Below are 24,621 nucleotides of genomic sequence, written 5' to 3'. Positions count from 1 at the left end.
CCAACCCGCCAACCCGCCAACCCGCCAACCCGCCAACCGCCGGAACGCAACCGCCCGCCCCGTTCCGTTCCTGCCTGTGGTCGCTGGGGGGCTTACCAGGCCCCCAGGCCCCCCGTGGCCGAAGGGACGCAGATCACCGGCCTCGATGCTTCAGGCGGTCCTGAAAGGCGGGTAATCTCAAGCGGAAAACGAGATAAGTTACCGCTTAGTAGTCAGCGCCACGCTCCGGACGCCCCTCGCAAGGAGCCCCACCATGCAACTAGCCGCCATCGTCGTCTCGCTGGTCATCACAGCGATCGGCGTCGCGCTGCTCGGCCGCGCCGCCGCGCAGATCTACCGCTTCGTCAGGCTCGGCCAGCCCGTCCCCGCGGGCAGCCGTACGGACGACCCCGTCGCCCGTACGGTCACTCTCGCGCGCGAGTTCCTGGGGCACACCCGGATGAACCGCTGGGGGATCGTCGGCTTCGCCCACTGGTTCGTGGCGATCGGCTTCCTCACCCTCGTACCGACGCTCGTGCAGGCGATCGGCCAGCTCTTCCAGGCCGACTGGCTGCTGCCGGTCATCGGCGACTGGACGCCGTTCGAGGTGTTCACGGAGTTCATCGGCGCGATGACGGTGGTCGGCATCCTCGTCCTGATCGTGATCCGGCTGCTCAGCCTGCCCTCGAAGGCCGGCCGCAAGTCCCGGTTCGCGGGCTCCACCTCGTGGCAGGCGTACTTCGTCGAGTACGTGATCCTCACCATCGGCATCGCCATCCTCGCGCTGCGCGGTCTCGAGGGCGCGCTGCACCACGTCGAGGGTTACGAGGCCGCGTACTTCGTCTCGTACCCGCTGGTGAAGGCGTTCGACGGGCTGAGCGTCGGCACGCTGCAGAACCTGGTCTACCTGGTCGCGATGATCAAGGTCAGCGTCTCCTTCATCTGGGCCACGGTCATCGGCCTGAACACCACGATGGGCGTCGCCTGGCACCGCTTCCTGGCGTTCCCGAACATCTGGTTCAAGCGCAACGCCGCGGGCGCGACCGCGCTGGGCGCGCTGCAGCCCATGACGAGCGCCGGCAAGGCGATCGACTTCGAGGACCCGGGCGAGGACGACCAGTTCGGCGTCTCCCAGGTCGAGCACTTCTCCTGGAAGGGGCTGCTCGACTTCTCCACCTGCACCGAGTGCGGCCGCTGCCAGTCGCAGTGCCCCGCCTGGAACACCGGCAAGCCGCTCTCCCCCAAGCTGCTGATCATGTCGCTGCGCGAGCACGCCGCCGCCAAGGCCCCGTACCTGCTCGCCGGCGGCGGCAAGACCATGGAGGGCGAGGAGAAGGCGACCGCGGAGCAGCTCAAGGACGTTCCGGCGGCCGCCCTCGCCGAGGCCGAGCGCCCCCTGATCGGCACCGCCGAGGAGGGCGGCGTCATCGACCCGGACGTGCTGTGGTCCTGCACCACCTGCGGTGCCTGCGTCGAGCAGTGCCCCGTCGACATCGAGCACATCGACCACATCGTCGACATGCGCCGCTACCAGGTGATGATCGAGAGCGCGTTCCCGTCCGAGGCGGGCACGATGCTCAAGAACCTGGAGAAGAAGGGCAACCCCTGGGGGCTGGCCAAGAAGCAGCGTCTCGCCTGGACGCAGGAGGTCGACTTCGAGGTCCCGGTCGTCGGCAAGGATGTCGAGGACCTGACCGAGGTCGACTACCTGTACTGGGTCGGCTGCGCCGGTGCCCTGGAGGACCGGGCCAAGAAGACCACCAAGGCGTTCGCCGAGCTGCTGCACATCGCGGGTGTCAACTTCGCGATCATGGGCGGCGAGGAGGCGTGCACCGGTGACAGCGCCCGCCGGCTCGGCAACGAGTTCCTCTTCCAGCAGCTCGGCCAGCAGAACGTCGAGATGCTGAACACGGCCTTCGGCGAGGACGCCGAGGAGGGCGTGGTCGTCGAGCAGGCCAAGAAGAAGATCGTCGCGACCTGCCCGCACTGCTTCAACACCCTCGCCAACGAGTACCCGCAGCTGGGCGGCCACTACGAGGTCATCCACCACACCCAGCTGCTGCAGCACCTCATCGACGAGGGCCGGCTGATCCCCGTCACCCCGGTCGAGGGTCTGATCACCTACCACGACCCCTGCTACCTGGGCCGCCACAACAAGGTCTACACGCCCCCGCGCGAGATCATGGACAAGGTCCCCGGCCTGCGCCAGCAGGAGATGCACCGCCACAAGGAGCGCGGTTTCTGCTGCGGCGCCGGCGGCGCCCGGATGTGGATGGAGGAGCGGATCGGCAAGCGCATCAACACCGAGCGCGTCGACGAGGCCCTCTCCCTGAACCCGGACATCGTCTCGACGGCCTGCCCGTTCTGCCTGGTGATGCTCTCCGACTCCTTGAACGGCAAGAAGAACGAGGGCAAGGCGAAGGAGTCCCTCCAGGTCGTGGACGTGGCGCAGCTGCTCCTCGACTCGGTGAAGACCCCGGCCGACCCGTCGGGCGCGGCGGAGGCGGCCGAGGAGCCGGAGCCCGAGCCGGCGAAGTAGCCCGGCGGCCCCACCGCCTCGCGAGACGGCCGCACCGCCCGGCGGGACCGAGCGGTCGCGCCACCGCCGTAACGCACCACCCGAGTCCCCCGCGCCTCCCCGGCACGGGGGACTCGCCGTTACGGGCCGAGCTGACCGCTATACGTCAGGTCGCAATGTCGCCACCCGTAACGCCTTGCCCGCCCAACCCCCCGTCGATCAAGCTCCGTTGGCACGCACCCGTCACCCCCGACCGACGGAGGCACTTCGCCCATGCCCGGATCCCGCCGCCTGCCCGTCCTGGGCATCGCGACCGTCCTCGCACTCGCCGCACTCCAGGCGCCCGGCGCCGCCGAATCGCCGCCCACCGGGCAGGAGCCGGACGCCGTACAGCAGCCGGACGGCGCGCCCACCGAGCACCGGATCACCCTGGTCACGGGTGACGTGGTGAGCCTGACCGAATGGCCCGACGGACGCCGCGGGGCGATGCTCGTCCCCGACGAGAGCGGTGGCGCGATACGTCACAACGCGTTCGTCCGGGAGACGGACGAGGGGCTGTTCGTCATCCCCGAGCAGGCGCAGGACCTGCTGGACTCCGGGGTGCTGGACGTGGGGCTCTTCAACGTCACGAGCCTCCTCGCGCAGGGTTACGACGACGCCCGCTCCGCCGAGCTGCCGCTGATCGTCGCGTACGACGACGCCACCCCGGCCGCCCGCGCCCAGGCTCCGGCCGGCGCGACCCGCACGCGCACCCTCACCAGCGTCAACGCCAACGCGCTGCGCACGCCGAAGAAGCAGGCGGGCCGGCTGTGGAAGGACCTGGTCCGGCCGGGCGCGGGCAACCGGCGCGCCCGCCTCGACGGCGGGGTGGAGCACGTCTGGCTCGACGCCCGGATGCGGGCGGACCTCGACCGCAGCACGGCGCAGATCGGCGCCCCGGCCGCCTGGCAGGCCGGTTACGACGGGAAGGGCGTCAAGGTCGCCGTACTGGACAGCGGCATCGATCTGACGCACCCGGACCTCGCGGGCAAGGTCGTCGACTCCCGCAACTTCACCACCGAGGCGTCCGTCACCGACCTCAACGGCCACGGCACCCATGTGGCGTCGACGATCGCCGGCTCCGGTGCCGCCTCCGACGGCCGCTACCGGGGCGTCGCCCCCGGCGCCGGCCTGATCGTCGGCAAGGTCCTCGACCGGACCGGCCAGGGCACCACCTCCGCGGTGATGGCCGCCATGGAGTGGGCCGCCCGTGACGGGGCCGACGTGATCAGCATGAGCCTGGGCAGCGGGCCGAGCAACGGCGACGACCCGGCGAGCCTCGCCGTGAACGCGCTGACCGAGGAGACGGGCGCGCTGTTCGTCATCGCCGCCGGCAACACCGGCCCGACCCCGGCGAGCGTGTCGAGCCCCTCGACGGCCGCCGCGGCGCTGTCCGTCGCCGCCGTCGACCGCAACGACGCCACCGCCTCGTTCTCCAGCCGCGGTCCCACCCCGAACGGCACCCTGAAGCCCGACATCTCCGCGCCCGGCGTCGGGATCGTCGCCGCCCGCGCCGCCGGCACCTCGCCGGGCACGACGGTGAACGACTACTACGCGGCGCTCAGCGGCACCTCGATGGCCACCCCGCACGTCTCCGGAGCGGCCGCCATCCTCGCCCAGGAGCACCCGGACTTCTCGCCGCGGCAGCTGAAGGACGCGCTGATGAGCACGTCGAAGCAGATCGCCGCGGCCTCCGGCTTCGACCAGGGCGCGGGCCGGACGGACCTCGCCCGGGCCACGTCGCAGGCGCTGACCGCGACCGGTTCGGTGAGCTACGGCTTCTTCAAGTACGGCGTGGCGACCGACCCCGTACAGCGGACCGTCGGCTACCGCAACGACGGCGACACCCCACTCACCCTCGACCTCACCGTCCGCGGCGCCACGAGCCTCGGCGAGGCGCTGCCCGCAGGCGTGGTCACCCCGTCGCAGGACTCCGTGACCGTGCCCGCGCACGGCACCGCGGAGGTCACGCTCACCGCGGATACCGGCCAGGGTCCGTCCGGGCGGATCACCGGCGAACTGACCGCCGTGGCCCGCGAGGACGCCGCCACGGCCGTGCACACGGAGTTCGGGCTGGTCAAGGAGGACCAGGTCGTCCAGGTGACCGTCAAGGGGATCAACCACGCCGGGAAGCCCGCGTACCGCAACAGCGACGCGAGCCTGTACAACCTGGAGACCGGCGCGACCTCGACCGTCCCGCTCAACTCCCTCGGCCAGGCGGTCTTCCGGGTCAAGCCCGGCACGTACAGCCTGATGGGCTATCTCGCGAGCCACGACGAGTCGGGGACCCAGGTCGTCGACTTCACCCTCGCCGGGGATCCCGAGGTCACCGTCAGCGGGGACATGACGCTCACCCTGGACGGCAGCAAGGCCCGGGAGATCGCGGTCCGTACGCCCAAGCCCGCCGAGCACCGCGGGGTGATCCTCGGCTACGAACGGACCAGCGGCTCGCGCATGCTGTCCCAGATCGCCCAGCTCGACCAGTACGTCGACCACATCTACGCGCTGCCCACCGACCGGACGGACCGCGAGCGGTTCACGGTCTTCTCGCAGTGGGTGATGACCTCCCCCGAACTCACCGTCACCACCGCGGGCGGTCAGCCGGTCCCGACGCCGGAGTACGTCGTGGGCTCCCCGAAGCTGGACGGCACCAGCGTGCTCAGGGCCGTGCCCGCCGGCACCGCGACCGGCGCGGAGCTGGCCGGCCGGGACCTCGCCGGCGGTCTGGCGCTGATCCGCGCGGACGCCGCCGTACCGCTCACCGAGCAGGTCGCGAACGCCGCGAAGGCCGGCGCCTCCGCCGCCCTGGTGTACGCCACCGCACCCGGCCGCTTCCTCGCCTCGGGCACCACGGCGATCCCCGCGATGACCCTGGACGCGGGCCCCGGCGCGGCGCTCGCGGAGCAGGCGGCGGGCGGCGACCTGAAGCTGAAGGTCGTCGCGGACGCCCGCAGCAGGTACGCGTACGACCTGCTCTTCCCGTGGAACCAGCAGATCCCCGAGGACACGTCGGTCACGGTCGACGACACCACCACGGCCCGCATCGAGGCCGACTACCACTCGCCGCTCGCGGGCGGCACCGGCCGCGATCTGCGCTGGGCGTTCCGCCCCGGCGCGATCCAGGCCACGGTGTGGACCACACCGCGTCCGCTGCCGTCGCCGATCCACCGCACCGAGTGGGTGTCGACGGCCGGCGTGGAGTGGGAGCACTTCGCGTACCTCAACGGCGAGTACGACAGCGTGGTCAAGGGGGACCGCACCGGCTACCGGCCCGGCCAGGTGGTGGAGGAGTCCTGGCACAAGGGCGTGCTGCGCCCGGCGATCCCGGAGGGCCGCGGGGAGTTCTACCCGCTGCGCGGGGCGACGCAGCTGAACCTGGGCGTCCAGCCCTGGACGGACGGCTCCAACGTCCACGAGGGCGTGTACGGGTTCAAGACCGACAAGTCCACCACCCAGCTCTTCGCCCACGGCCAGCTGATCGTCAAGCGCACCACGGCCGTCGGCTCGTTCCCGGCCCCGTACGCGGAGCCGACCGAGTACACGCTGACCATGGACACCGAGCGCACCGCCTCCTGGTGGCCGCTGTCCACGCGGACCCACTCGGAGTGGACGTTCACCTCCGCCAGGCCGACCTCGGGCACGGCTCCCGTACCGCTGCTGCAGCTGTACTACGACCTGCCGCTCGACCTGCAGAACCGGGCCCCGTCCGGGGCGCCGTACACCTTCCAGGTGCACACCGCCGAGCCCGGCGTCACGGACGCGGCGGCGGTCGGCGCGCTGACGGCGGAGGTGTCGTACGACGACGGCGCCACGTGGCAGCGGTCGGAGGCCGCCGGTCTCGGCGGGGGCCGCTTCTCGGTGACGGCCCGGCACCCGGCCGGACCCGGCTACGTGTCGCTGCGGTTCGCGGCGTCCGACGCGGACGGCAACTCGGTGACGCAGACGGTGATCAGGGCGTACGCCCTGCGCTGATCCGGCACGAAAGGACCGTTTCGTCCCCCACCCTCCGGCCGCTCCGGCCGGAGGGTGGTCGTGTGCCGGCCAACGGCGTCTTGATTGAGACAAACGCTGCAGTGACACCGACCGGACCATCGGTGAGACTTGAGCCCATGCAGTCCGATCTTGGAACACCCGCCCCACAAGGCCCGGAAGGGGAGGAGTCGGGCACCGGCCCGTCCGCCCCGATGCCGATGGCGGCGCTGCGCCCAGCGCTCGGGAGGCTTCAGGAGGATCTGCGGCAGGCCGAGTCCGCCGTGAGCGGTCTGCTCGCCGCCTGGCGGCTCGGGGAGCTGCCGGACACCGGCCTGGACTTCGTCGAGTTCGTGGACGGGCGCGAGGCGCAGGCGCGCCGGGTGCGCGAGCTGGAGACCGGGGCGCACACGTCGATGGCGGCGTTCCAGACCGGCGCGAACACCGTGGCGCCTGTGCCGTCGACCTTCTTCGAGGACGCGGCGCAGGCCGAGGAGCGGGCGGGCATCCACTACCGGGTGCTCGTCGACCGCGAGTTCCTCGCCGAGCCGGCGGCCATCGGCGCGCTCGACGAGCGGCTGGCGGCCGGGCACGAGGTACGGATCGTGGACCAGCCGCTGATCAAGCTGGCCATCGCCGACGACGAGGTGGCGATGGTCCAGGTCAGCCCGGAGCGTTCGCTGCTGCTGCGGCGGCCGCTGGTGATGCTGGCCACCGAGCTGTTCGAGGCGAACTGGCGGCGCTCCCGCCCGTACATGCGCGAGGGCGGCGATCTCAGCCCGACGGACCGCAGGATCCTGCAGCTGATGCTGTCCGGGCTGACCGACGCGGCGACCGCGCACCAGCTGGGCGCCTCCCCGCGTACGGTGCAGCGCCGGGTGCGGGCGCTGATGGACGCGGCGGCGGTCAGCTCGCGGGTGCAGCTGGGGTGGTACGCCATGCGCAACAACTGGGTGTGAGAGGTGTCGGCTGGGTGTGAGAGGCGCCGGCGTGCCTCTCACACCCAGGTCATGGGTGGCGCGGGGCGGTCACATGAGGGACTTGTAGTCCTCCAGCGTCCGCCCGTTCACCTTCGTCGCCGGCGCGGTGTAGTGGTCGGCGGTCGTGTTCTGCCGCAGGTAGTTGTTCGCCACCCAGGCCAGGTCCCGCTCGTCCACCGTCCCGTCGTGGTCGATGTCCGCCGCGCGCAGGTCCGTGCCCCGCGCCTCGTACACCGCGGCGGCGTCCCGCACGTCGATCACGTCGTCCCCGTTGACGTCGCCGGCGACCAGCGCCGGGGCGGAGGCGACGGACGTGCCGGCGCCCGCGTCCGACACGTCGATGTCCTCGTACCAGGTGAAGTGGCCCGGGACACGGACCTCCAGCCGGTACGGCTCGTCCGTGACCGGCACCGTGGCGGAGGTGCGCGCCTGCGCGTCGACGGTCAGCTGCCGGCGGGTGCCGTCCGGCGCGGTGAGGACCGCGTCGAAGCCGTCGGCGCTGTAGTCGCGCGTGGTGTCGTAGGCGTAACCCGGCGTCAGCAGCGCCTCGGCGGCCGGCCGGGCGCTGACGAACGAGGTGGCGTTGAGCTTGCGGACGCTGCCGTAGTACTGGGTGTTCAGCGAGACCTTCGTCCCGTCGGTCCGGTTCGCGTAGGTGGTGCCGGTGGAGAGTCCGGCGGCGGCCGTCCAGGCGCCGTCCAGCACCTCGTACGTCACCTTCAGCAGCGGCACGTCGCCGCTGACGCCCTCGGCGGCGGAGACGTCGAAGGACGCGCTGACGGACGACGAGGCCCCGGCCGGGGTGTCGGTGAGCCGGACCTCCGACGGGCCGTACGCCCGCAGCGCCTCGGTCGGCTCGACCGACACGATCCGCAGGTTGCGGTTGTCGTAGCGGATCTGGCTGGTGAAGGACTTCCACTGCTGCGCGTTGTGCGCGGTCAGCGTGTACGACACGGTGTCACCGGCCCGCGCGGAGGCGGCGGACGCTGCGCCGACGACGTACGGCAGCCCCTCCTTGATCAGGCTGACCAGGCGTACGCCGCCGAGGTTGCCCGCCGCGTCCATGGGCCACATCTTCACGAAGCCGGTCGGCGGGAGGGGCGAGATCGTCGCGCCGCCGTCGACGACCCCCTGGGCGTCGGCCTTGATGCTCCCGTCGGGGATGTTGAGGCTGTACGTGGAGTAGGCGACCCGGTTGGCGTCCTGCCCGATGTCGATGCCGGCCGCGCGGATCGCGTCCACCTGGCCGTCGGTCAGCGTGCCGCGGATGTCGAACCGGGTGGCGTCCGCGGCCCGTTCCACGACGGTGGGCCGGGACGGGTCCCAGGCGCCGTGGGTGTCGGAGTACTCCGGCGCCCTGGAGTCGAGGTAGATGTCGCGGACCTCGGGGTAGCGGGTGCCCTCGCCGTCCACGCCGACGATCCGCAGCTTGTAGTGGCCGTCGGGGGCGTACCGGCCGCGCGGGTCGACGGGCACGTCCTTGTCGCCGGTCAGCGGGTAGTACCAGCCGCGGATGTCCGCCGGGCCGTAGCGCACGCCCTCGGTGAGGCCGGTGGTGTTGATGGCGCCGATGTAGCCGAGGTCCTCGCCGTTCTCGTCGGCGAGGAACAGCTCGACGGAGCGCAGCTGCCCCGCCATCGCCAGGTCGAACTTCACCGCGCCGTCGACGGCCTGCCCGACGCCCGTGCCCTGGCTGGTGGAGCCGACGGGCTTGGTCATCCAGATCTGCTCGAAGCCGGTCTTCGCCAGCCGCGTACCGAACGGAACGCGCAGCACCTGCCCGCCGCCCTGCGGGGTGAAGGTGACGGTGCCCTCGTACGTCCCGGCCGGGGTGCCCTCCGGCACCGACAGCGCGGCCTGCGCGTACGCCTTGCCGTGCGCGCCGACGGTGACCCGGTCGGTCACGGTCAGCCGCACACCCGCCACACCCTCGACGCCCACCGTGTACGTCACGGGCCGGTCGGTGTCGTTGACCAGCTGCAGCCGGGTGGTGCGCTCGAGCGCGGAGCCCAGCGGCAGGGTGCCGAAGTCCAGCGCGCCCGTACGGTACGGCAGCTGGGACTCGGTCCCGTCCGCGGCCGGGTACGGCGTGGTGTCCAGCGCCGCCACCGTCGTACCGGTGTGCACGGCGGCGTACGGGTCGATCCGCCCGGCGCCCCGGTCGAAGACGGAGGTGGTGCCGGCCAGCGGGCGGGCGGTGTTCATCAGCGCGGTCTTCACGCCGTCCGGGGTGAGCCCGGCGTCGTGCTGCAGCAGCAGCGCCGCGGCGCCCGCCACGTACGGGGTGGCCATCGACGTGCCGCTGAGGCGGGCGTAGGCGTAGGTGTAGTCCCCGGTGACCGGGTCGGCGATGTACGACGGCACGGACGACAGGACGCTCACGCCCGGCGCGGTGACCTCCGGCTTGACGGCGCTGGTGCCGTACACCGGGCCGCGGGAGCTGAACGAGGCGATGCGGCCGCCGCCGAGCCGGAAGTCGCCGGCGCGGGTGAGGGCCACCTGGCCGGTGAGCGCGGCGCCGTCGGCGGCGGTGACGGAGAACGCGGGAACGAACCCGGAGCTTTCGCCGAGGTAGTTCGGGATGTGCCCCTCGGCGGCGTTGTCGTTGACGAGCAGCACGGCGGCGGCGCCCTTGGACTTCGCGCGCCGGACCTTCTCGTCGAGGCTGATCCCCCCGCGCCGCACCACGACCGCCTTGCCGGTGACGTCCTTGCCGGTGTAGCCGGCGTTGGTGCCGGTGCCCACGTCGACGAGGTCGTACGGGTGCTCCGTGAGCGGGGTGAGGGCGTCGCCGTACGGCTGGGCCAGCAGCCGCGCCTCGGCCTGGCCGGCGCTCGTGGCGGCGGTGAAGGACGGCAGGGTCAGCGTGGTGTCGTTGGCGCCGACGGTCAGCGGCAGCGCGGCGGCGCCGGGGGTGCCGAGGGTGCCGGCGCCGGGGCCGGAGTTGCCCGCCGCGATGACGGTGGTGACGCCGGCGAGCACCAGGTTGTCGGCGGCGATGGCCTGCGGCGACACCGGGTCGTTGACGGAGGCGCCCAGGGACATGTTGACGACGTCCATGCCGTCCTTCAGCGCCTTGTCCATCGCGGCCATGATCGCGCTGGTGCTGCCGCTGCCGTACGGGCCGAGCGCCCGGTACGCGTAGACGCTCGCGTCCGGCGCCACACCGTGCGCGGCGAGCGCGTCGGCGGCGGCGCCGCGGCCGGCGACGATGCCGGCGACGTGGGTGCCGTGCTCGGTGTAGTAGGCCGAGCCGCCGTTGGTCTCGGGGCTGCCGGACGCCTTCCAGTCGGCGTAGGTCGTCTCCATCGGGTCGGCGTCGTCGTCGACGAAGTCGTAGCCGCCGGCGAAGACGTCCTTCAGGTCCGGGTGGTTGTAGTCGATGCCGGTGTCGATGACGCCGACCTTGACGCCCTTGCCGGTGACGCCCTCGGCGTGCAGGCGGTCGAGGCCGGCGGATATCGCGTCGCCGTCGGAGTCGGTGTCGGCGGGGGCGTCCGTGGCGGTGGTGGCGGTGGCGGACAGGGCCTTGACGGTGGTGTCGGGCCACACGCCCGCCACGCCGTCGATCGCTAGGAGTTCCCGCACCCGGTCGCCGGGCAGAGTCAGGGCGGCGCCCGCGAAGCCCTCGCTGTAGCGGCGGTGCACGTTGTAGACGGCCTTGCCGTCGGCCTGGGCCGGGAGGGCCTTCCTGAGCGCGGCGGTGAACGCGTCCTGCGCGTCGGCGACCTCCCGGCGCGCCTCCGCGGCGGAGAGGGTGCGACCCTGCTTGGCGGCGAACAGCGGGGCGGTGCGGGCGGGCGCCTGCTCGAAGCGGACGATCACGTCGACCGGCTCGGCGGAGGCGAGCGCCTTACCGTCGCTGAAGTGCAGCCCGTCCACGTCGATCCGGGCGAGCCGGTCGAGCGCCTCCCGCTGCGCGGGGTCGAGGGACTCGAGCAGCTCCTCGGCACTCGGGGTCCCGGCCGGGGACCCGGCGGCGAGGGCGAGGGGCTGCGGCGCCAGCAGTGCGGTCGCGAGCAGCGCTGCCAGGGGGAGGCCCCGGCGGGGTGGGATTCGGTTCATGACGCGTCGTTTCGTTGCGGTACGAGCCGCACCCCCTGGCGGAGGGACGGGGTGTTCCGCCCGACCATGCGCCCGGCGCGCCGCGCCCGGGAAGGGGCGCCGGGTGGCGACCTTGCGACGTGTCGTCATCTCGCCAGGCTTGCCGCCGGCCGCCTCCTCGTACGGGAACCGCCCGTCAGCCGAGGATCAACGGGATCCGCGCCGCGAGTTCGCCCAGGTCCTCCGCCCCGGTCGGCGCGCGGCGCCCCGTGCCGACGAGGAGCGCGTCCGTGTCGGAGAGCGACCCGGGGAAGGGGGCGCCGGCGATCCGCTCCAGAAGCGCGCGTGCCGCCGCGAGGGTCTCCGCGGGCGGCGGTTCGGGGGCCGACGGCAGATGGGCGGTCAGGTCGAGGTGGTGCAGCGTCCATTCCAGGACGTACGCACCGAGATAGTCGCCGGCGGTCAGCACCTTGCCCTGGGTGCTGACACGGGCGCCCGGATCCGCGAGCCGCGCGGCGCGCCCGGCCGCGGAACCGACGTCGTCGAGGTGGAACTTCAGCCATCGCGGTTCGCCGTACGCCGCGGCGAGCCGGGGGATCAGCGCGTCCAGCGGGTCGTCGCCGGACGGCGGTTCGTCCAGGAGGCTCCAGTACCCGGCCGCGTCCACGGTGGGCGCGGTGTCGGCGGGCGTGACGAGCGTGATCAGCACGTCCTGCGCGTCGATCACCAGATGGCAGACGAGATCCCGCACGCTCCAGCCCGTACAGCCCGACGGCCGCTCGAAGTCCTCGTCCGCGAGCCCGGCGACCGCGTCGAGCAGGGCGTTCCAGGAGCGGGAGAAGTGATCCATCCGGTCACGCTACCGGGCGGAGAAGGGGGTGGGGGCGGGTGCCGCGGACCGGTGCGGGAGCCGGGCGGCCGCGCTCCGGCACCGGCTCAGCCGGCGGTGTCCGTCTCGTAGTAGCGCAGTCGCTCGTCCGACCGCACATGGCGCAGGCCCGCCTTCTCCAGCACCCGCTGCGAGCCCGCGTTCTCGTGCGTGGTGTCGGCGACCGCCCGGCGCACGCGCCCGCTGTCGAACGCGAACCGCAGCAGCGCGCGCACCGCCTCGGTGGCGTAGCCGCGGCCCTCGGTCTCCTTGGCCACGCCGTAGCCGAACTCGACGGTTCCGTCGTCGCCGGGCGGGCCGAAGAACCCGATCCCGCCGACGACCAGCCCGGTGGCGCGGTCCACGATCTGCAGCGGCCCGAACCAGGGCTCGCCACCCGGCCGGCCGAGGAACATCCGGGCGACGTCCTGGTCGTCCCCGCGCGGATAGCCCTCCGCCCACGGCTGCCCGTCCCGGTCGCCGGCGACGACCGCGTCGGCCTGCCCGGGGGTCAGCGGGCGCAGCGCGAGCCGTTCGGTCTCGATCACGGCCGACCCGCCCGCGGACGGCTCACCCACCACTGGCTCACCCATCCCACACCCCATCCCCGGCCGCCGTACCAGCCAATGAGCACAGCATCCCCACCTGCCTCCACCTCACAGTACGGGCCCACCCGCCCGGCCCACGGTCGCCCCCACGATCCCGTCCCCGCCCTGGCTGATCAACGCCCAATACGAGTACGGGCGATAACCAGCCGGTTATCGTCACCCGCCGGCCGAACGGGCCCGGCGGCGCGCACCCCGGCAGCATCCGCACGACGGGCTCCGCGGAGCCGGACGGTTCGGCAAGCCCCCCGGGTCGCTGGGTATGGTCTCCCGACAGCTCCTCGGACAGAGGCGTGCGGACGGACACGAGGACACGCGCATGAGCCACGACCACCACGAACCGCGCGGCTGCTGCGCGCCCGCCCGCGACGGCGGCCCGGCGCTGCTGCGGCTCACGGCGCCCGGACCGCGTACGGGCGGCGCCGCGCCGGCCGACGGGGCGGTGGCCCTGCCCGGCGGCGGGTTCCTGATGGGCACGGACGGCGCCGAGGGCTTCCCGGCGGACGGTGAGGGGCCGGTGCGGACGGTCACGGTACGGCCGTTCCGGGTCTCGCCGTACGCGGTGACGAACGGCGAGTTCGCCCGCTTCGTCGCGGAGACCGGGTACGTGACCGAGGCGGAACGTTTCGGCTGGTCGTACGTCTTCGCGTCCTTCCTGCCCGGCGCCCTGCGCAAGGTGAGCGAGCGCCCGGCGGAGACGCCGTGGTGGTGCGGGGTGCACGGGGCCCACTGGGCGGCGCCGGAGGGCCCCGGCAGCACGACGGAGGGCCGCGAGCGGCATCCGGTGGTGCACGTGTCGTGGCACGACGCGGACGCGTACTGCCGGTGGGCGGGCGGCCGGCTGCCGACGGAGGCGGAGTGGGAGTACGCCGCCCGCGGCGGCCTCGAGCAGGCCCGCTACCCGTGGGGCGACGACCTCACCCCGGACGGTGAGCACCGCTGCAACATCTGGCAGGGCCGCTTCCCCACGAAGAACCTCGCCGAGGACGGCTATCGCGGGACGGCGCCGGTCGACACGTACGAGCCGAACGGCTTCGGTCTGTACAACATGGCCGGCAACGTCTGGGAGTGGTGCGCGGACTGGTGGTCCACGGACCACGGCCCCGCGCCGCGGACGGACCCCGCCGGCCCGCCCTCGGGCACGGCGAAGGTGATCCGCGGCGGGTCGTACCTGTGCCACCTCTCGTACTGCAACCGCTACCGGGTGGCGGCCCGCACCTCCAACACCCCGGACAGTACGACGGGGCACATGGGCTTTCGCTGCGTGTACGACGCGTGAGGGGGGCGCGTTCGCCGCGCCCCCCTCACGGTGGAGGGCGGGTCCCCCGCGCCCCCGCCCGTTACTTCCGCTCGCTACTTGGCGAAGCCGTAGTCCAGCAGCTTCTTGGCGTCGTTCGCCCGGTCGGTCGCGCTGGCCGAGGCGAGCACGGCCCCGATGATCGTCTTGCCGTTCCGGGTGGCCGCGAAGACGAGGCAGTACTTGGCCGACGCGCCCGAGCCGGTCTTCACGCCGATCGCGCCGCTGTACGTGCTCAGCAGCTTGTTCGTGTTGGTCCAGTACATGTACCGGTAGCCACCGCTGCTCGTGGTCACCTTCTGCGTCGTGGACTTGAGCTTGACGATGTAGCGGAACGAGGAGTTGTTCATCGCGCTCCGCGCGATCAGCGTGAGGTCCTTCGCGCTCGAGAAGTTGTTGCCGTTGCTGATCCCGTCGAAGGAGTCGAACCAGGTGTTCTTCAGGCCCATGTTCTTGGCCTCGGAGTTCATCTTCCCGATGAACGACTTGACGCGGGCCGCCCGCGTGGTGCCCGTACCGAACTTGTCGGCCAGCGCGTAGGCCGCGTCGCACCCCGACGGCAGCATCATGGCGAAGAGCAGCTGGCGGACGGTCACCTTGTCCCCGACGACGAGCCGGGCCGACGAGCCGCCCTTGGCGACGACGTAGTCGCTGTACGCCTTCTGGATCGTGACCTTGGCGTCGAGGTTGAGGTTGGACTGCTTCAGCACCACCTTCGCCGTCATGATCTTCGTCGTGGACCCGGTCAGCCGGCGGGTGTCGGCGCCCTTCCAGTACAGCGTGGTGCCCGTGCCGCTGTTCTTGACGTAACCGCTGAGCGCGGTGATCGACGGGGTGGTCAGCGCCTGCGCCGGAGCGGCCACGAGGCCACCGGCCACCACGGCCGCGGCCGTGGCGGTGACGATCACAGCGCTGCGCAGGCCGCGTGTCCGAAATCTCAAAGTCTTCCCACCCTATTCAGAGGTCGCTACCGCAGGACCGACAAGGTCCCGGCGCAGAGAAGACGCACGAGAGGCCCCCATGGATGTACGGCCGGGAGTGTCGTCTTCCCCACACCGTGATGACGCCCCGGGACGTGCCCCGCGTTACATCCGCATCCGGAACCGCAGCCGGCACAGCACCGCGTCCGCGCCGCGGCGCGCCGCGTGCGCGACCACGGCGCCGCGCCGGTTGTGCAGCAGCCGCTGCCACACGTGCGGGGGGGCTCGGCCTCGGGGATCACGACCGTGATCCGGCTGTCGGGGTGGCCTACGGCCGGCTCGCGGACGTACGCGGCCAGCGGCCGGGCGTGCGACTCGAGCTCCGCCGGCTCCACCCCGGGGCGCCGCAACTCCCAGTCCCAGCGCAGCGCGTCCGCCGCGGGCTCTGCGGCACCCGCCCCAGCTGCAGCTGGTCGCCGATCCGCTCGTACGCCGTCCGCACCCGGGTGAACATCCACACCAGCAGCGGCAGCGCGACGAGCACCAGCCAGGCGCCGTCGGCCAGTTCGGTGGCCGTCACCACGACGGCGACCACGCCGGTGAGCGGCACGCCCGAGACGACGGCCAGGGCGAGGACGCCCTGGCGGTGCATGTGGCGGTCGGCCTTGAGCGCGAACACGTGCGGCAGATGGTTGTCCCGGGCGAGCAGGCCGAGCAGGACCGGCAGCCCGCCTAACGACGCGTTCGCGGCCGGCGCCAGCAGCCGAGTGGCCCCCCGGCGTGGATTGCCGGGCGCGGTCACGGGATGGCGAGCGCCGCCGCGGCGATGAAGACCAGCTGCAGCGCGGTGCGCGGGCCGATCGGGTCGCCCTGCGCCACGTTGCGCCGGGCCGCGGAGACATTCGCCGGGAACATCGCGATCATCAGCGCGATCAGGCAGGCCGCGGCCAGGGATGCGGTCGCCGGGATGAGGACGCCGACGGCTCCGGCGGCTTCCAGGACCCCGGTGAGCGTGACCAGGAGGTCCGGGCGCGGAAGCGCCGGCGGGACCATGGCGACAAGGTCCGCGCGCAACCTGGGAAAGAAGTGTGCGAACGCGGTGAGCAGGAACATCAGCGCGAGCCCGACCCGCAGCGCGGGCTGCCACCCGTCCACTGCGTCGACGCCGGCGAGTCCCGCCAGCCGGGCGCCACCGAAGCCGACTGTCAGAGCGATGAGCGGTTCCACGGGTCCCCCAGTTGGTCGTCCGGCATCTGCCCCTCCCGCAAGTTTCCATTGGCAACATACGCTTGCCCTCGTAATGTTGTCAATGGTAATATCCGGATCGTGAACCATCGGCCGTACCACCACGGAGACCTGCGCCGGACCGCACTCGAGGCGACCGCCGAGGCCATCAAGGAGGGCGGCGGGCTCGCCGCACTGAGCCTGCGGGACGTGGCACGCCGCGCGGGCGTCTCGCACGCGGCGTTCAAGAACCACTTCGGCACCAAACCCGGCCTGCTCACCGCGCTCGCGGCCGAGGGCTACGACCTGCTGGCCGACGCCGTCAACGCCGCAGGTGACGACCTGGTCGAGGCCGGGACGGCCTATGTGCGTTTCGCGGTCGCACACCCGGCGCACTTCGAGGTGATGTTCCGGCCCGGCCTGTACCACGCCGACGACCCGCAGCTGACCGCCGCACAGGAACGCGCCAACCAGGCGCTCACCTCAGCACTCTCGACATCGGCCGGCGAGACCAACGCACTGGCCGCCTGGTCGATCGTCCACGGCTTCGCCAACCTCTGGCTGAGCGACGCCCTGCCGCCCGGACTCGACGCCGACCCCGGCACCGCCGCGCGACCGGTCATCAGTCTGCTGTCCTTCATCCCCTGACCTGGTGAGCTCGACCTCGGGGCCGCCGCCGAGGCCGGTCAGAACGCGCGCACGGACGGGGGCAGCCCGGGGAAGTCCGCCGACTCGCTCACCGGCGCCCACTTCTCGACGTCGTCGAGCGCTCGCCGGTAGACCCGGGTCAAGTTGCGCACGGCCTCGGCGCCGAGCGGCAGCCGCAGCGGTGCGTCCGGGTGGTCGAGCATGTCGCGGATCGCGATCGCGGCCCGCTCCGGGTCGCCTTCCTGGACGCCGTCGGCCTCCGCCATGTTCGCGCGGACCGCGCCGATCACCGTGTCGTACGTCGCGTTCTGCTCCGCCCTGTTGAGCACGTCGGCGGTGTTGAACTCGGTACGGAACCGGCTCGGCTCCACGATCAGCACGCGGATCCCGAACGGCGCGACCTCACCCGCGAGGGCCTCGGACCAGCCCTCCAACGCGAACTTGCCCGCCGAATAGCTGCCGACGGCCGGGAACGACATCCGCCCGCCCTGGCTGCTCATCTGCACGATCGCACCGGACCCCTGCGCGCGCAGGTGAGGGAGCACCGCACGCACATAGGCGGCCGGCCCGAACAGATGCTGGTCCAGCATGTCGCGCAGCGCCGCATCCGTGACCTCCTCCGCGGCCCCGACCTGCCCGGCCCCGGCGTTGTTGACGAGCACGTCGATCCGCCCGAAGGCGTCCAGGGCACGCCGTACGACGCCGGCGGCCCCCGCCGTATCGCGTACGTCATGCTCGACGCCGAGCACCCGGCCCCCGTAGCGAGCGGCGAGCTCCTCGAACCGCTCGGCCCGCCGCGCCGTACCGACCACGCGCTCCCCGGCCTCAAGGGCCGCCTCAGCCAGCGCAAGCCCAAGGCCCGCGCTGGCACCGGTGATGATCCATACCTTGCTGTCGTTGCTGGTCGTCATGCCCTCGACGGTAGGGATTCGAGCGCGCTCGAAGGCAAATGCGCGGGCCGACGCGGGCCGGAAATCCGGCGCACTGGCCCCTGTTGTTACAGTGCGCGCCATGTCGAATCGCGCAAAGCGCACCCTGACGTCGGCCGTCAGAGGGGCCGTGGTGGTCTCCGCACTCGTCGTGCTGTGGACAAGCCGAGGTACCGCCCTGGTGGACGTAGTCCCATGGGCAGGCGGTTTTGCTGCGACCTTCGCCGCGCTCACTTGGTACACGTGGTGGTTCTACGGCGACTCCCCCAGGGCGCTCACCCTGCAGGCGAAGGCGGCGGCGCAGAAGGCCGAGCGCCTCGGCCACTGATCGACACCAGAGGCGTTCAGCGCCTCGCCCGGGTCGTGAAACTCGCCGACTCGCACGGCGCCACGCGGCCGTCGAAGTCCCGCTGTTGACCCACGTCCGCCGCTCCATCTGGCACGGCTGCAGTACGCGCCTCCAGCCGCGGTACAGGCGCAACTGCGGAGTGGGCAGACCGTCTGGATCCTCACGGTCCACGAGTCTTCTGGCTCTGTGTCAGGTTCCTCCGGAAGCGATCCGGGAAGTCTGCCACCCGAGTGAACACCCCGGTCCGCGGCGCTTGCCGAGCTGTTCCAACGCCCCCGCGCTGACCGCTGGCCCAGCCCGCGCGGCACTTTCGGCTCGCCGTACCGCGGCTTCGTACTCGCGGTCGTCGTCCCAGTCGCTGTCCCTCACGTCACCCGCCGCCTGGCCGCGCGATGGGCTGGATCCCGTCAGGGGACCTCGATGAGGGCTTGCGTGAGGGGCTTCTCGGTGCCGATCAGGCCGGCGTGGTCCTCTGAGCTGCCGGTCCAGGCCCGGATCGCTCGACACCTCCGCCCGCCACCCCCCGGCAAACCCGAGGGGGTCCGCGCAGAGGACGCCGCCGACGACCATCCCCCGCCTGCCGTGTGAGCCACCTCACCGCCCGTACGAGTCGGAGCGGAGCGCTCCGCTCCGTTAGAGTGGCTGACGCCGTCGGGTTCCGGCTCGTGTCGCGTCGATGTGATGTCACCTGGACCGCCCACCCCCGCCACCACGCCGGCATCCGGACGGGCGCCGCCCGTCCGTCCCGCGGATCGCCCCGCTCGCCGGCGGCCGTGATGCCGCCACGCCAACCCGATACGGAGGAGTCGTCGGTGGACGACATCAGAAGCCATCGCCGCGCCAAGGCCGTACACCGGCCGAACGCGGTGCTCGCCGCGCTGCTCACCGCGGTGGCCGCGTTCTCGATGATGCAGACCATGGTCATTCCGGCCCTGCCGGTGCTCGCGCACCGCCTGCAGACCGACACCGGCACGGTGGGCTGGCTGGTGACCGCCTTCCTGCTGGGCGCCGCCGTCCTCACCCCGGTGCTGAGCCTGCTCGGCGACCGGTACGGCCACAAGCGACTCCTCGTGATCGTCCTGGGCGTGTTCCTCGTGAGCACCGTGGGCGCCGCGCTCGCTCCCGGCATCGGCTGCCTCATCGCCATGCGCGCCGTACAGGGCGCGTCCATGGCCTCGCTCCCGCTGGCCCTGGCCATCGTCCGGGAGGCCATGCCCAAGGACCGTATCGCCGCCAGTTTCGGCATCACCACCGCCATGATCGGCGGTGGCGCCGGCGCCGGGCTCTTGCTGGGCGCGCTGATCATCCAGCACACCTCATGGCGCTGGATGTTCGGCGTCGAAGCCGCACTGACCGCGCTCGCCGTCGCCATGATCATCGCCTGGGTACCGGAGAGCCCCGAGCGCCACAGCAAGCGCATCGACCTGCCCGGGGCCTTCCTGCTGGCCGTCGCCGTCGTCGCGCTGCTGCTGGGCATCACCGAAGGCGCGAGGTGGGGCTGGCTCTCCGCCGGAGTGCAGCTGTTCTTCGTGACCGCGGTCCTGTTCTTCGCCGCGCTCGGCGTCTCGTCCGCACGCCGCGCCGACCCGATCCTCGACCTCCGGCACATCACGCACCCGCCCATGCTGCTCACCAACCTCGCGGCGCTGCTGATCGGCGCGGTGCCGTTCTTCTTCTACGTCCTGATCCCGCAGCTGCTGCAGCTGCCCGGCGGCCTGCCGCCCGCCCTGCGCCCGGCGGCCTCCTACGGCGCCGGCCTGTCCGTCATCCAGTCCGCGCTGCTGCTGCTCCCCGGCTCGGCCTGCGTCGTCCTCGCCGGGCGCAGCGCGCACTGGCTGCGCGGACGGCTCGGCGCCAAGGCCCCGCTGGCCGCGTGCATGATCCTGCTGACGGTCGGTGCCGTGCTCACCGCGCTCTTCCACGGCTCCGCGGCGCAGCTCGCCGTGTGGTTCTGCCTGGTCGGCCTCGGCGCGGGTTACGGGTACGCCGCGCTCGCCGACCTGGTCGCGGCCATCGTGCCGCGCCGCGAGATCGCGGCCGGAAACGGCCTGAACACCGTCGTACGAACGGTGGGCAGCGCGGTGGGCGGCCAGCTGTCCGTGGTGTTCCTGCAGACGTTCACCGTCCACGGCACGCCTGTCCCCAGCCAGCAGGCGTTCACGACGGGTTTCTGGGTCGCCGCCGCGCTCGGCGCCGTCGGCGTACTGCTCGCTGTGGCGCTGCGTATCCGCCCGTACCACCAGGACTCCGCGCCCGCACCGCGCGTGATACCACTGGCTTCGAGCCGCGTCGGGTCGTAACGACCCGAGTGGACGCCGCCTCGCGTGGCAGGGCGGCGTCCACTGCCGTACCGAAGGAGCACCACACATGCGCGCCGACCGCACCGGACCGCCCCGCGGACGCCAGAAGGAAGCCGACCGCAACGACGAGCGGGTCCTGCGCGCGGCTCGCGAGGTCTTCGCCGAACTCGGCTGGAACGCCCCCGTCTCGGAGATCGCCCGCCGCGCCGGCGTGGGCATGGGCAGCCTCTACCGGCGCTACCCCGCCAAGGAGGACCTGGCCCAGGCACTGCGAGTCGAGAGCATGAACGAGCTGACCGACCTGGCCCGCACCGCCATGGCCGACCACGCCGATCCCTGGACCGCCCTCACCGCCTTCCTCCGGGCAGCGATGTCGACGCCCATCACCAGCTCCCTCCTCGCCCTCATCGGCGGCCGCCTGCCCGCCACCGACGAGGTCGACGCCGCCGACGACCGCCTCCGACGCGCCCTCGACGACCTGGTGCAGGCCGCCCACCGCAGCGGCAAGCTGCGCCCCGACTTCAGCTCCGCGGACATCCCGTTGCTGCTCAACCACCTGAACGTCCGCCTGCCCACGAGCAGCGAACGCGCGATCGAACTCAAGCTGCGCTACCTCGATCTCCTCGTCGCGGGCCTCCACACCCCCGCCCAACCGGACGAGCAGCCCACCCGAGCCCCGGACTGGACCGAACTCCGGACCATGTGGAACGCCCCCTGACGCGAGCTGGGAGGGGTCCGGGCAACACACCAGCCCCGGGGCCGCCCTTCGACGAGTGGCCGGGGCCGGCGCCTGCCTCCACCATCGGCGCGGAGCCGGGCCTTCACGCCGGGATGACCAACCACACGGGCTCTCGGTTGCTTTCGGCCGTCCAGCGCTCGCGGGAGGATCGTTTCGGGGCGCGTGTGGTCGGTATGGGCAGAATCCCCATCTGGTGCTTGCCAGTTATACCGAACGGCTCGTCGGTAGTCGGTATGAAGCTTCTGGCGAGCCGGACCAGGATCCGAGCCCATCGGGCGCGCGGTGCTGCGATGCGGTCCGGGCAGCAAAAGAGCCCCGGGCCGGTGGCCTGGGGCTTCTTCGTGGAGCGGGTGACGAGAATCGAACTCGCGCTCTGAGCTTGGGAAGCTCATGTTCTACCATTAAACTACACCCGCGCTGGGAGGCCCTGAGGCCTCTCGTTGCTTCCACACTGTACCCCATGCGTCCGTGAGGCCGAAGTCTCGTTACGGCGGATGGGGTTTTTGTCTGTCCTGGTGGAGGGCGACGGCGCGCCGGGATGTCCGTGCGGTGGGCGGGAGTTGGCGCGTAGGGTGTGTGCGGTGCGGCGGATGGGGAGAGTCGCGATCATCCCGTAATGTGGCTTTTGTCGAAGCTACGTGGGGAAGGAACGCGGAGTCCATGGAGTCCACTGTCGTCCGTTGCGCCGAGGGGCATGTCTTCAGCACCAGCTCGCTGCCGATGCAGAATCTCGGCGCCGGGCGGATCGGGCCCGGGCGGCTCGTGCGGTGTCCCAGGTGCGGGCGGCTGCGGCAGGTCGTTCCCGTCGCCCGGCGGGAGGGGTAGCTACCCCTGGCGGGACGGGTGGCGACCCCCCGGCGGCAAAGGCACCACCCCCCACCAGGAACCGCGGCAGGGCGCGCCGCCCGCAAGACCTCGCCGTAAGCCCGCGGTGGCGCTGCCGGGAGGCCGACCGCCACCACGTATCCTCGTGGGGTGCTGCTCTCAGACAAGGACATCCGGACCGAGATCGACGCCGGGCGCGTGCGGATCGACCCCTACGACGCGGGGATGATCCAGCCGTCCAGCATCGATGTGCGGCTCGACCGTTTCTTCCGGGTGTTCGAGAACCACCGCTATCCGCACATCGACCCGGCCGTCGAACAGCCGGATCTGACGCGGCTGGTGGAGCCCGAGGGCGACGAGGCGTTCATCCTGCACCCGGGCGAGTTCGTGCTGGCCTCGACGTACGAGGTCATCAGCCTCCCCGAGGACATCGCCTCGCGGCTCGAGGGCAAGTCGAGCCTGGGGCGGCTCGGCCTGCTCACGCACTCCACGGCCGGCTTCATCGACCCCGGCTTCAGCGGGCACGTGACGCTGGAGCTGTCGAACGTCGCGACGCTGCCGATCAAGCTCTGGCCGGGGATGAAGATCGGCCAGCTGTGCCTGTTCCGGCTCAGCTCCCCCGCCGAGCACCCCTACGGCTCCGCCAAGTACGGCTCCCGCTACCAGGGCCAGCGCGGACCGACCCCGTCGCGGTCCTTCATGAACTTCCACCGCACCCAGGTCTGACCCCCCAGGACCTCGGCGGCCCGCAGTGGCCACAGGCGTTTTCGGCCGTTCCTCGGTCGGCATGTCCATGGCCATTCACATCTGCGCTACGTGTGAGTACAACTCCCCGGTAACCGTTGAGCCGCTGAGGGGAGTCCTCGAATGGTGCGCAGGAAACGGATGGCCGTCGCCGCGGCTGGGGCGCTGCTGGTGATCACGAGCGGGGCCGGGATCGCCCGGGCCGAGGGGGAGGCGGGCGCTCCGCTCCGGCCGGGGCTGGAGGCCGTGCGGGCCTCGCAGGCCGTCGAGCTGTACGGCGAGCAGGGCGTCCTGCCGCTGGACGAGCGGCCCACCTCCCTCATCTCCCTCGGCGACAGCGAGATCAGCGGCGAGGGCGTCGGCACGTACGAACCCGGCACCGACGGGCCCGACAACTGGTGCCACCGCTCCCCCGACGCCGCGATCCACCGCACCGGGATCCCCGCCGACGTGACGTACAACGTCGCCTGCTCCGGCGCCTCCACCGCCAACATCCGGATCGGCGGCACCAAGCAGTACGCCGACGAGCTGGTGCAGAGCGACAGCCTCGCGATCGTCGCCCGCAACACCCGGGTCAAGCTGGTCCTGCTCGTGGCCGGCGCCAACGACGATCTGCAGTTCGGGCCCGTGATCACCGACTGCGTCACCCGGTGGTTCCTGCTGCAGGGGCCCTGTGAGCCCAAGTACGGCCCCGGGTGGCAGGCGCGCGTCGACGCGCTGGTGCCCAAGGTCGAGTCCACCGTCAACGATCTGCGGACCGTGATGCGCGGCGCCGGATACGCCGACACCGACTACAAGCTCGTCGTCATGGGCTACCCCGGGCCGCTCGGCCCCGACGTCGAGGACAACCCGGCCTACCCCGGCAAGCTCGCCGGCGGCTGCACCGGCTACACCTCCGACGCCGCCTTCGCCCGCAACGCCGCCGTGCCGCCGTTCGCCACCGGCCTGCGCGAGGCGGCCCGCCGGACGGGTGCGTACTTCCTCGACAACTCCCGGCTCTTCCACGGACACGAGGTCTGCATGGAGGCGCCCTGGGCGCGCGGGCTGACCGTGGACCTGTCCAACCCCTTCCCGCCCGACTCCAACTCCGTACGCCAGTCCTTCCACCCCAACCGCGGCGGCCACGGCGTCTTCGCCTCCTGCCTCACCGCGCTGTACGACAGCGGCTGGCGCGAGGCCGGCTGCGTCGACCCGCTCGGCGCCGGCTCCGCCGTGCTGCGGGAGGGGGCGTGGGACGACGCCTTCAAGCCCGTACGGAACGCCGGTACGGGCAGCTGCCTCGACGTCTTCGATCTCAACACCCGTAACGGCGCCGCCGTGGGCGGCTGGACCTGCAACAACGGGCGCAACCAGCTGTGGTGGCACGACGACCAGCGCCGCACCCTCTACACCGGGCTGACCCACGACCGGTGCCTGGACGTCCCCGCCGCGCGCTACACCGCGGGCACGGCCGTCACCCTGTGGAACTGCCACGGCGGCGCGAACCAGCAGTTCGTACGGCAGGGCGGCACCCTGCGGCCGGCCGCCGCGACGGGGCTGTGCCTCGCCCTGGCCTCCGCGACGGACAGGGTGCGGCTCCAGACCTGCGACGGGTCGGCGGCCCAGCAGTTCACGTAGGACGCACGAGCCCCCTCCGTTCCGTGA

General features: G+C 72.2%; 16 protein-coding genes, 1 tRNA gene and 1 pseudogene. 10 read left to right on the top strand and 8 right to left on the bottom strand.

Annotated features, from left to right (window positions below):
* The first annotated feature begins 253 nt into the window (after positions 1-253).
* The 3 genes from AB0M28_RS11960 (at position 254) to AB0M28_RS11950 (ending at position 7,464) form a co-directional block, all read left to right on the top strand.
* Positions 254-2,518, top strand: a complete 2,265-nt coding sequence (locus AB0M28_RS11960; protein WP_365401771.1) for a heterodisulfide reductase-related iron-sulfur binding cluster — start codon at positions 254-256, stop codon at positions 2,516-2,518.
* Between the two features lie 252 nt (positions 2,519-2,770).
* The gene (locus tag AB0M28_RS11955) at positions 2,771-6,508 is read left to right on the top strand and encodes a S8 family peptidase (protein ID WP_365401768.1); all 3,738 of its coding nucleotides are present in this window, start codon (positions 2,771-2,773) and stop codon (positions 6,506-6,508) included.
* Positions 6,509-6,645: 137 nt separating this feature from the next.
* A complete protein-coding gene (locus AB0M28_RS11950; protein ID WP_365401765.1) occupies positions 6,646-7,464 on the top strand; it encodes a helix-turn-helix transcriptional regulator in 819 nt (272 codons plus the stop codon).
* 69 nt (positions 7,465-7,533) lie between these two features.
* Here AB0M28_RS11950 and AB0M28_RS11945 read toward each other — a convergent pair whose 3' ends face one another.
* From AB0M28_RS11945 to AB0M28_RS11935, 3 genes are all read right to left on the bottom strand, one after another.
* The gene (locus AB0M28_RS11945; protein ID WP_365401762.1) at positions 7,534-11,550 is read right to left on the bottom strand and encodes a S8 family serine peptidase; all 4,017 of its coding nucleotides are present in this window, start codon (positions 11,548-11,550) and stop codon (positions 7,534-7,536) included.
* Between the two features lie 175 nt (positions 11,551-11,725).
* A complete protein-coding gene (locus AB0M28_RS11940) occupies positions 11,726-12,379 on the bottom strand; it encodes a maleylpyruvate isomerase N-terminal domain-containing protein (RefSeq protein ID WP_365401759.1) in 654 nt (217 codons plus the stop codon).
* An 86-nt stretch (positions 12,380-12,465) separates the two neighbouring features.
* Positions 12,466-12,990, bottom strand: a complete 525-nt coding sequence (locus tag AB0M28_RS11935) for a GNAT family N-acetyltransferase (protein WP_365401756.1) — start codon at positions 12,988-12,990, stop codon at positions 12,466-12,468.
* A 331-nt stretch (positions 12,991-13,321) separates the two neighbouring features.
* On the opposite strand from AB0M28_RS11935, the gene AB0M28_RS11930 reads away from it, so the two are divergent.
* On the top strand, positions 13,322-14,281 hold the full coding sequence (locus AB0M28_RS11930) for a formylglycine-generating enzyme family protein (RefSeq protein WP_365401753.1): 960 nt from the start codon (positions 13,322-13,324) through the stop codon (positions 14,279-14,281).
* Positions 14,282-14,355: 74 nt separating this feature from the next.
* On the opposite strand, the gene AB0M28_RS11925 is transcribed toward AB0M28_RS11930, so the two are convergent.
* From AB0M28_RS11925 to AB0M28_RS11915, 3 genes and pseudogenes are all read right to left on the bottom strand, one after another.
* Positions 14,356-15,219 (bottom strand): serine hydrolase, encoded by an 864-nt coding sequence (locus AB0M28_RS11925; RefSeq protein WP_365401893.1) that lies wholly within the window; start codon positions 15,217-15,219, stop codon positions 14,356-14,358.
* Positions 15,220-15,384: 165 nt separating this feature from the next.
* Positions 15,385-15,982 (bottom strand): annotated as a pseudogene (locus tag AB0M28_RS11920) (amino acid permease); the annotation flags it as partial.
* 35 nt (positions 15,983-16,017) lie between these two features.
* Entirely contained in the window at positions 16,018-16,446 is a 429-nt protein-coding gene (locus AB0M28_RS11915) for a DoxX family protein (RefSeq protein ID WP_365401750.1), read from the bottom strand.
* Between the two features lie 99 nt (positions 16,447-16,545).
* Between AB0M28_RS11915 and AB0M28_RS11910 the strand changes: the two genes are divergently transcribed.
* Positions 16,546-17,091: a TetR/AcrR family transcriptional regulator gene (locus AB0M28_RS11910; RefSeq protein WP_365401747.1), complete on the top strand. Its 546-nt coding sequence runs from the start codon at positions 16,546-16,548 to the stop codon at positions 17,089-17,091.
* A 38-nt stretch (positions 17,092-17,129) separates the two neighbouring features.
* Here AB0M28_RS11910 and AB0M28_RS11905 read toward each other — a convergent pair whose 3' ends face one another.
* Entirely contained in the window at positions 17,130-18,002 is an 873-nt protein-coding gene (locus AB0M28_RS11905; RefSeq protein ID WP_365401744.1) for an SDR family NAD(P)-dependent oxidoreductase, read from the bottom strand.
* 100 nt (positions 18,003-18,102) lie between these two features.
* Between AB0M28_RS11905 and AB0M28_RS11900 the strand changes: the two genes are divergently transcribed.
* The 3 genes from AB0M28_RS11900 to AB0M28_RS11890 all read left to right on the top strand — a co-directional run bounded on the left by AB0M28_RS11900 (position 18,103) and on the right by AB0M28_RS11890 (position 21,387).
* Entirely contained in the window at positions 18,103-18,348 is a 246-nt protein-coding gene (locus tag AB0M28_RS11900) for a hypothetical protein (RefSeq protein WP_365401740.1), read from the top strand.
* 833 nt (positions 18,349-19,181) lie between these two features.
* On the top strand, positions 19,182-20,669 hold the full coding sequence (locus AB0M28_RS11895; RefSeq protein WP_365401737.1) for an MFS transporter: 1,488 nt from the start codon (positions 19,182-19,184) through the stop codon (positions 20,667-20,669).
* A gap of 67 nt (positions 20,670-20,736) precedes the next feature.
* On the top strand, positions 20,737-21,387 hold the full coding sequence (locus AB0M28_RS11890; RefSeq protein WP_365401734.1) for a helix-turn-helix domain-containing protein: 651 nt from the start codon (positions 20,737-20,739) through the stop codon (positions 21,385-21,387).
* A gap of 363 nt (positions 21,388-21,750) precedes the next feature.
* Here AB0M28_RS11890 and AB0M28_RS11885 read toward each other — a convergent pair.
* Positions 21,751-21,824: transfer RNA gene (locus AB0M28_RS11885), tRNA-Gly, on the bottom strand.
* Between the two features lie 559 nt (positions 21,825-22,383).
* Here AB0M28_RS11885 and dcd point away from each other — a divergent pair.
* Entirely contained in the window at positions 22,384-22,959 is a 576-nt protein-coding gene (gene dcd, locus AB0M28_RS11880; protein WP_365401731.1) for a dCTP deaminase, read from the top strand.
* 141 nt (positions 22,960-23,100) lie between these two features.
* Complete coding sequence (locus tag AB0M28_RS11875; protein ID WP_365401728.1) at positions 23,101-24,594, top strand: ricin-type beta-trefoil lectin domain protein; 1,494 nt, start codon at positions 23,101-23,103, stop codon at positions 24,592-24,594.
* Positions 24,595-24,621: the final 27 nt, after the last annotated feature.

Source organism: Streptomyces sp. NPDC051940, assembly GCF_040680895.1.
Lineage (GTDB): Bacteria > Actinomycetota > Actinomycetes > Streptomycetales > Streptomycetaceae > Streptomyces.
Note: the sequence above shows the minus strand (reverse complement) of the source record. Positions and strands in the feature narration are given on the sequence as shown.

Bases quoted from the DNA above. Each gene is read 5' to 3' on its own strand.
- AB0M28_RS11960 (WP_365401771.1), top strand. From the start codon at position 254: ATGCAACTAGCCGCCATCGTCGTCTCGCTGGTCATCACAGCGATCGGC.
- AB0M28_RS11955 (WP_365401768.1), top strand. From the start codon at position 2,771: ATGCCCGGATCCCGCCGCCTGCCCGTCCTGGGCATCGCGACCGTCCTC.
- AB0M28_RS11950 (WP_365401765.1), top strand. From the start codon at position 6,646: ATGCAGTCCGATCTTGGAACACCCGCCCCACAAGGCCCGGAAGGGGAG.
- AB0M28_RS11945 (WP_365401762.1), bottom strand. From the start codon at position 11,550: ATGAACCGAATCCCACCCCGCCGGGGCCTCCCCCTGGCAGCGCTGCTC.
- AB0M28_RS11940 (WP_365401759.1), bottom strand. From the start codon at position 12,379: ATGGATCACTTCTCCCGCTCCTGGAACGCCCTGCTCGACGCGGTCGCC.
- AB0M28_RS11935 (WP_365401756.1), bottom strand. From the start codon at position 12,990: ATGGGTGAGCCAGTGGTGGGTGAGCCGTCCGCGGGCGGGTCGGCCGTG.
- AB0M28_RS11930 (WP_365401753.1), top strand. From the start codon at position 13,322: ATGAGCCACGACCACCACGAACCGCGCGGCTGCTGCGCGCCCGCCCGC.
- AB0M28_RS11905 (WP_365401744.1), bottom strand. From the start codon at position 18,002: ATGACGACCAGCAACGACAGCAAGGTATGGATCATCACCGGTGCCAGC.
- AB0M28_RS11900 (WP_365401740.1), top strand. From the start codon at position 18,103: ATGTCGAATCGCGCAAAGCGCACCCTGACGTCGGCCGTCAGAGGGGCC.
- AB0M28_RS11890 (WP_365401734.1), top strand. From the start codon at position 20,737: ATGCGCGCCGACCGCACCGGACCGCCCCGCGGACGCCAGAAGGAAGCC.
- AB0M28_RS11875 (WP_365401728.1), top strand. From the start codon at position 23,101: ATGGTGCGCAGGAAACGGATGGCCGTCGCCGCGGCTGGGGCGCTGCTG.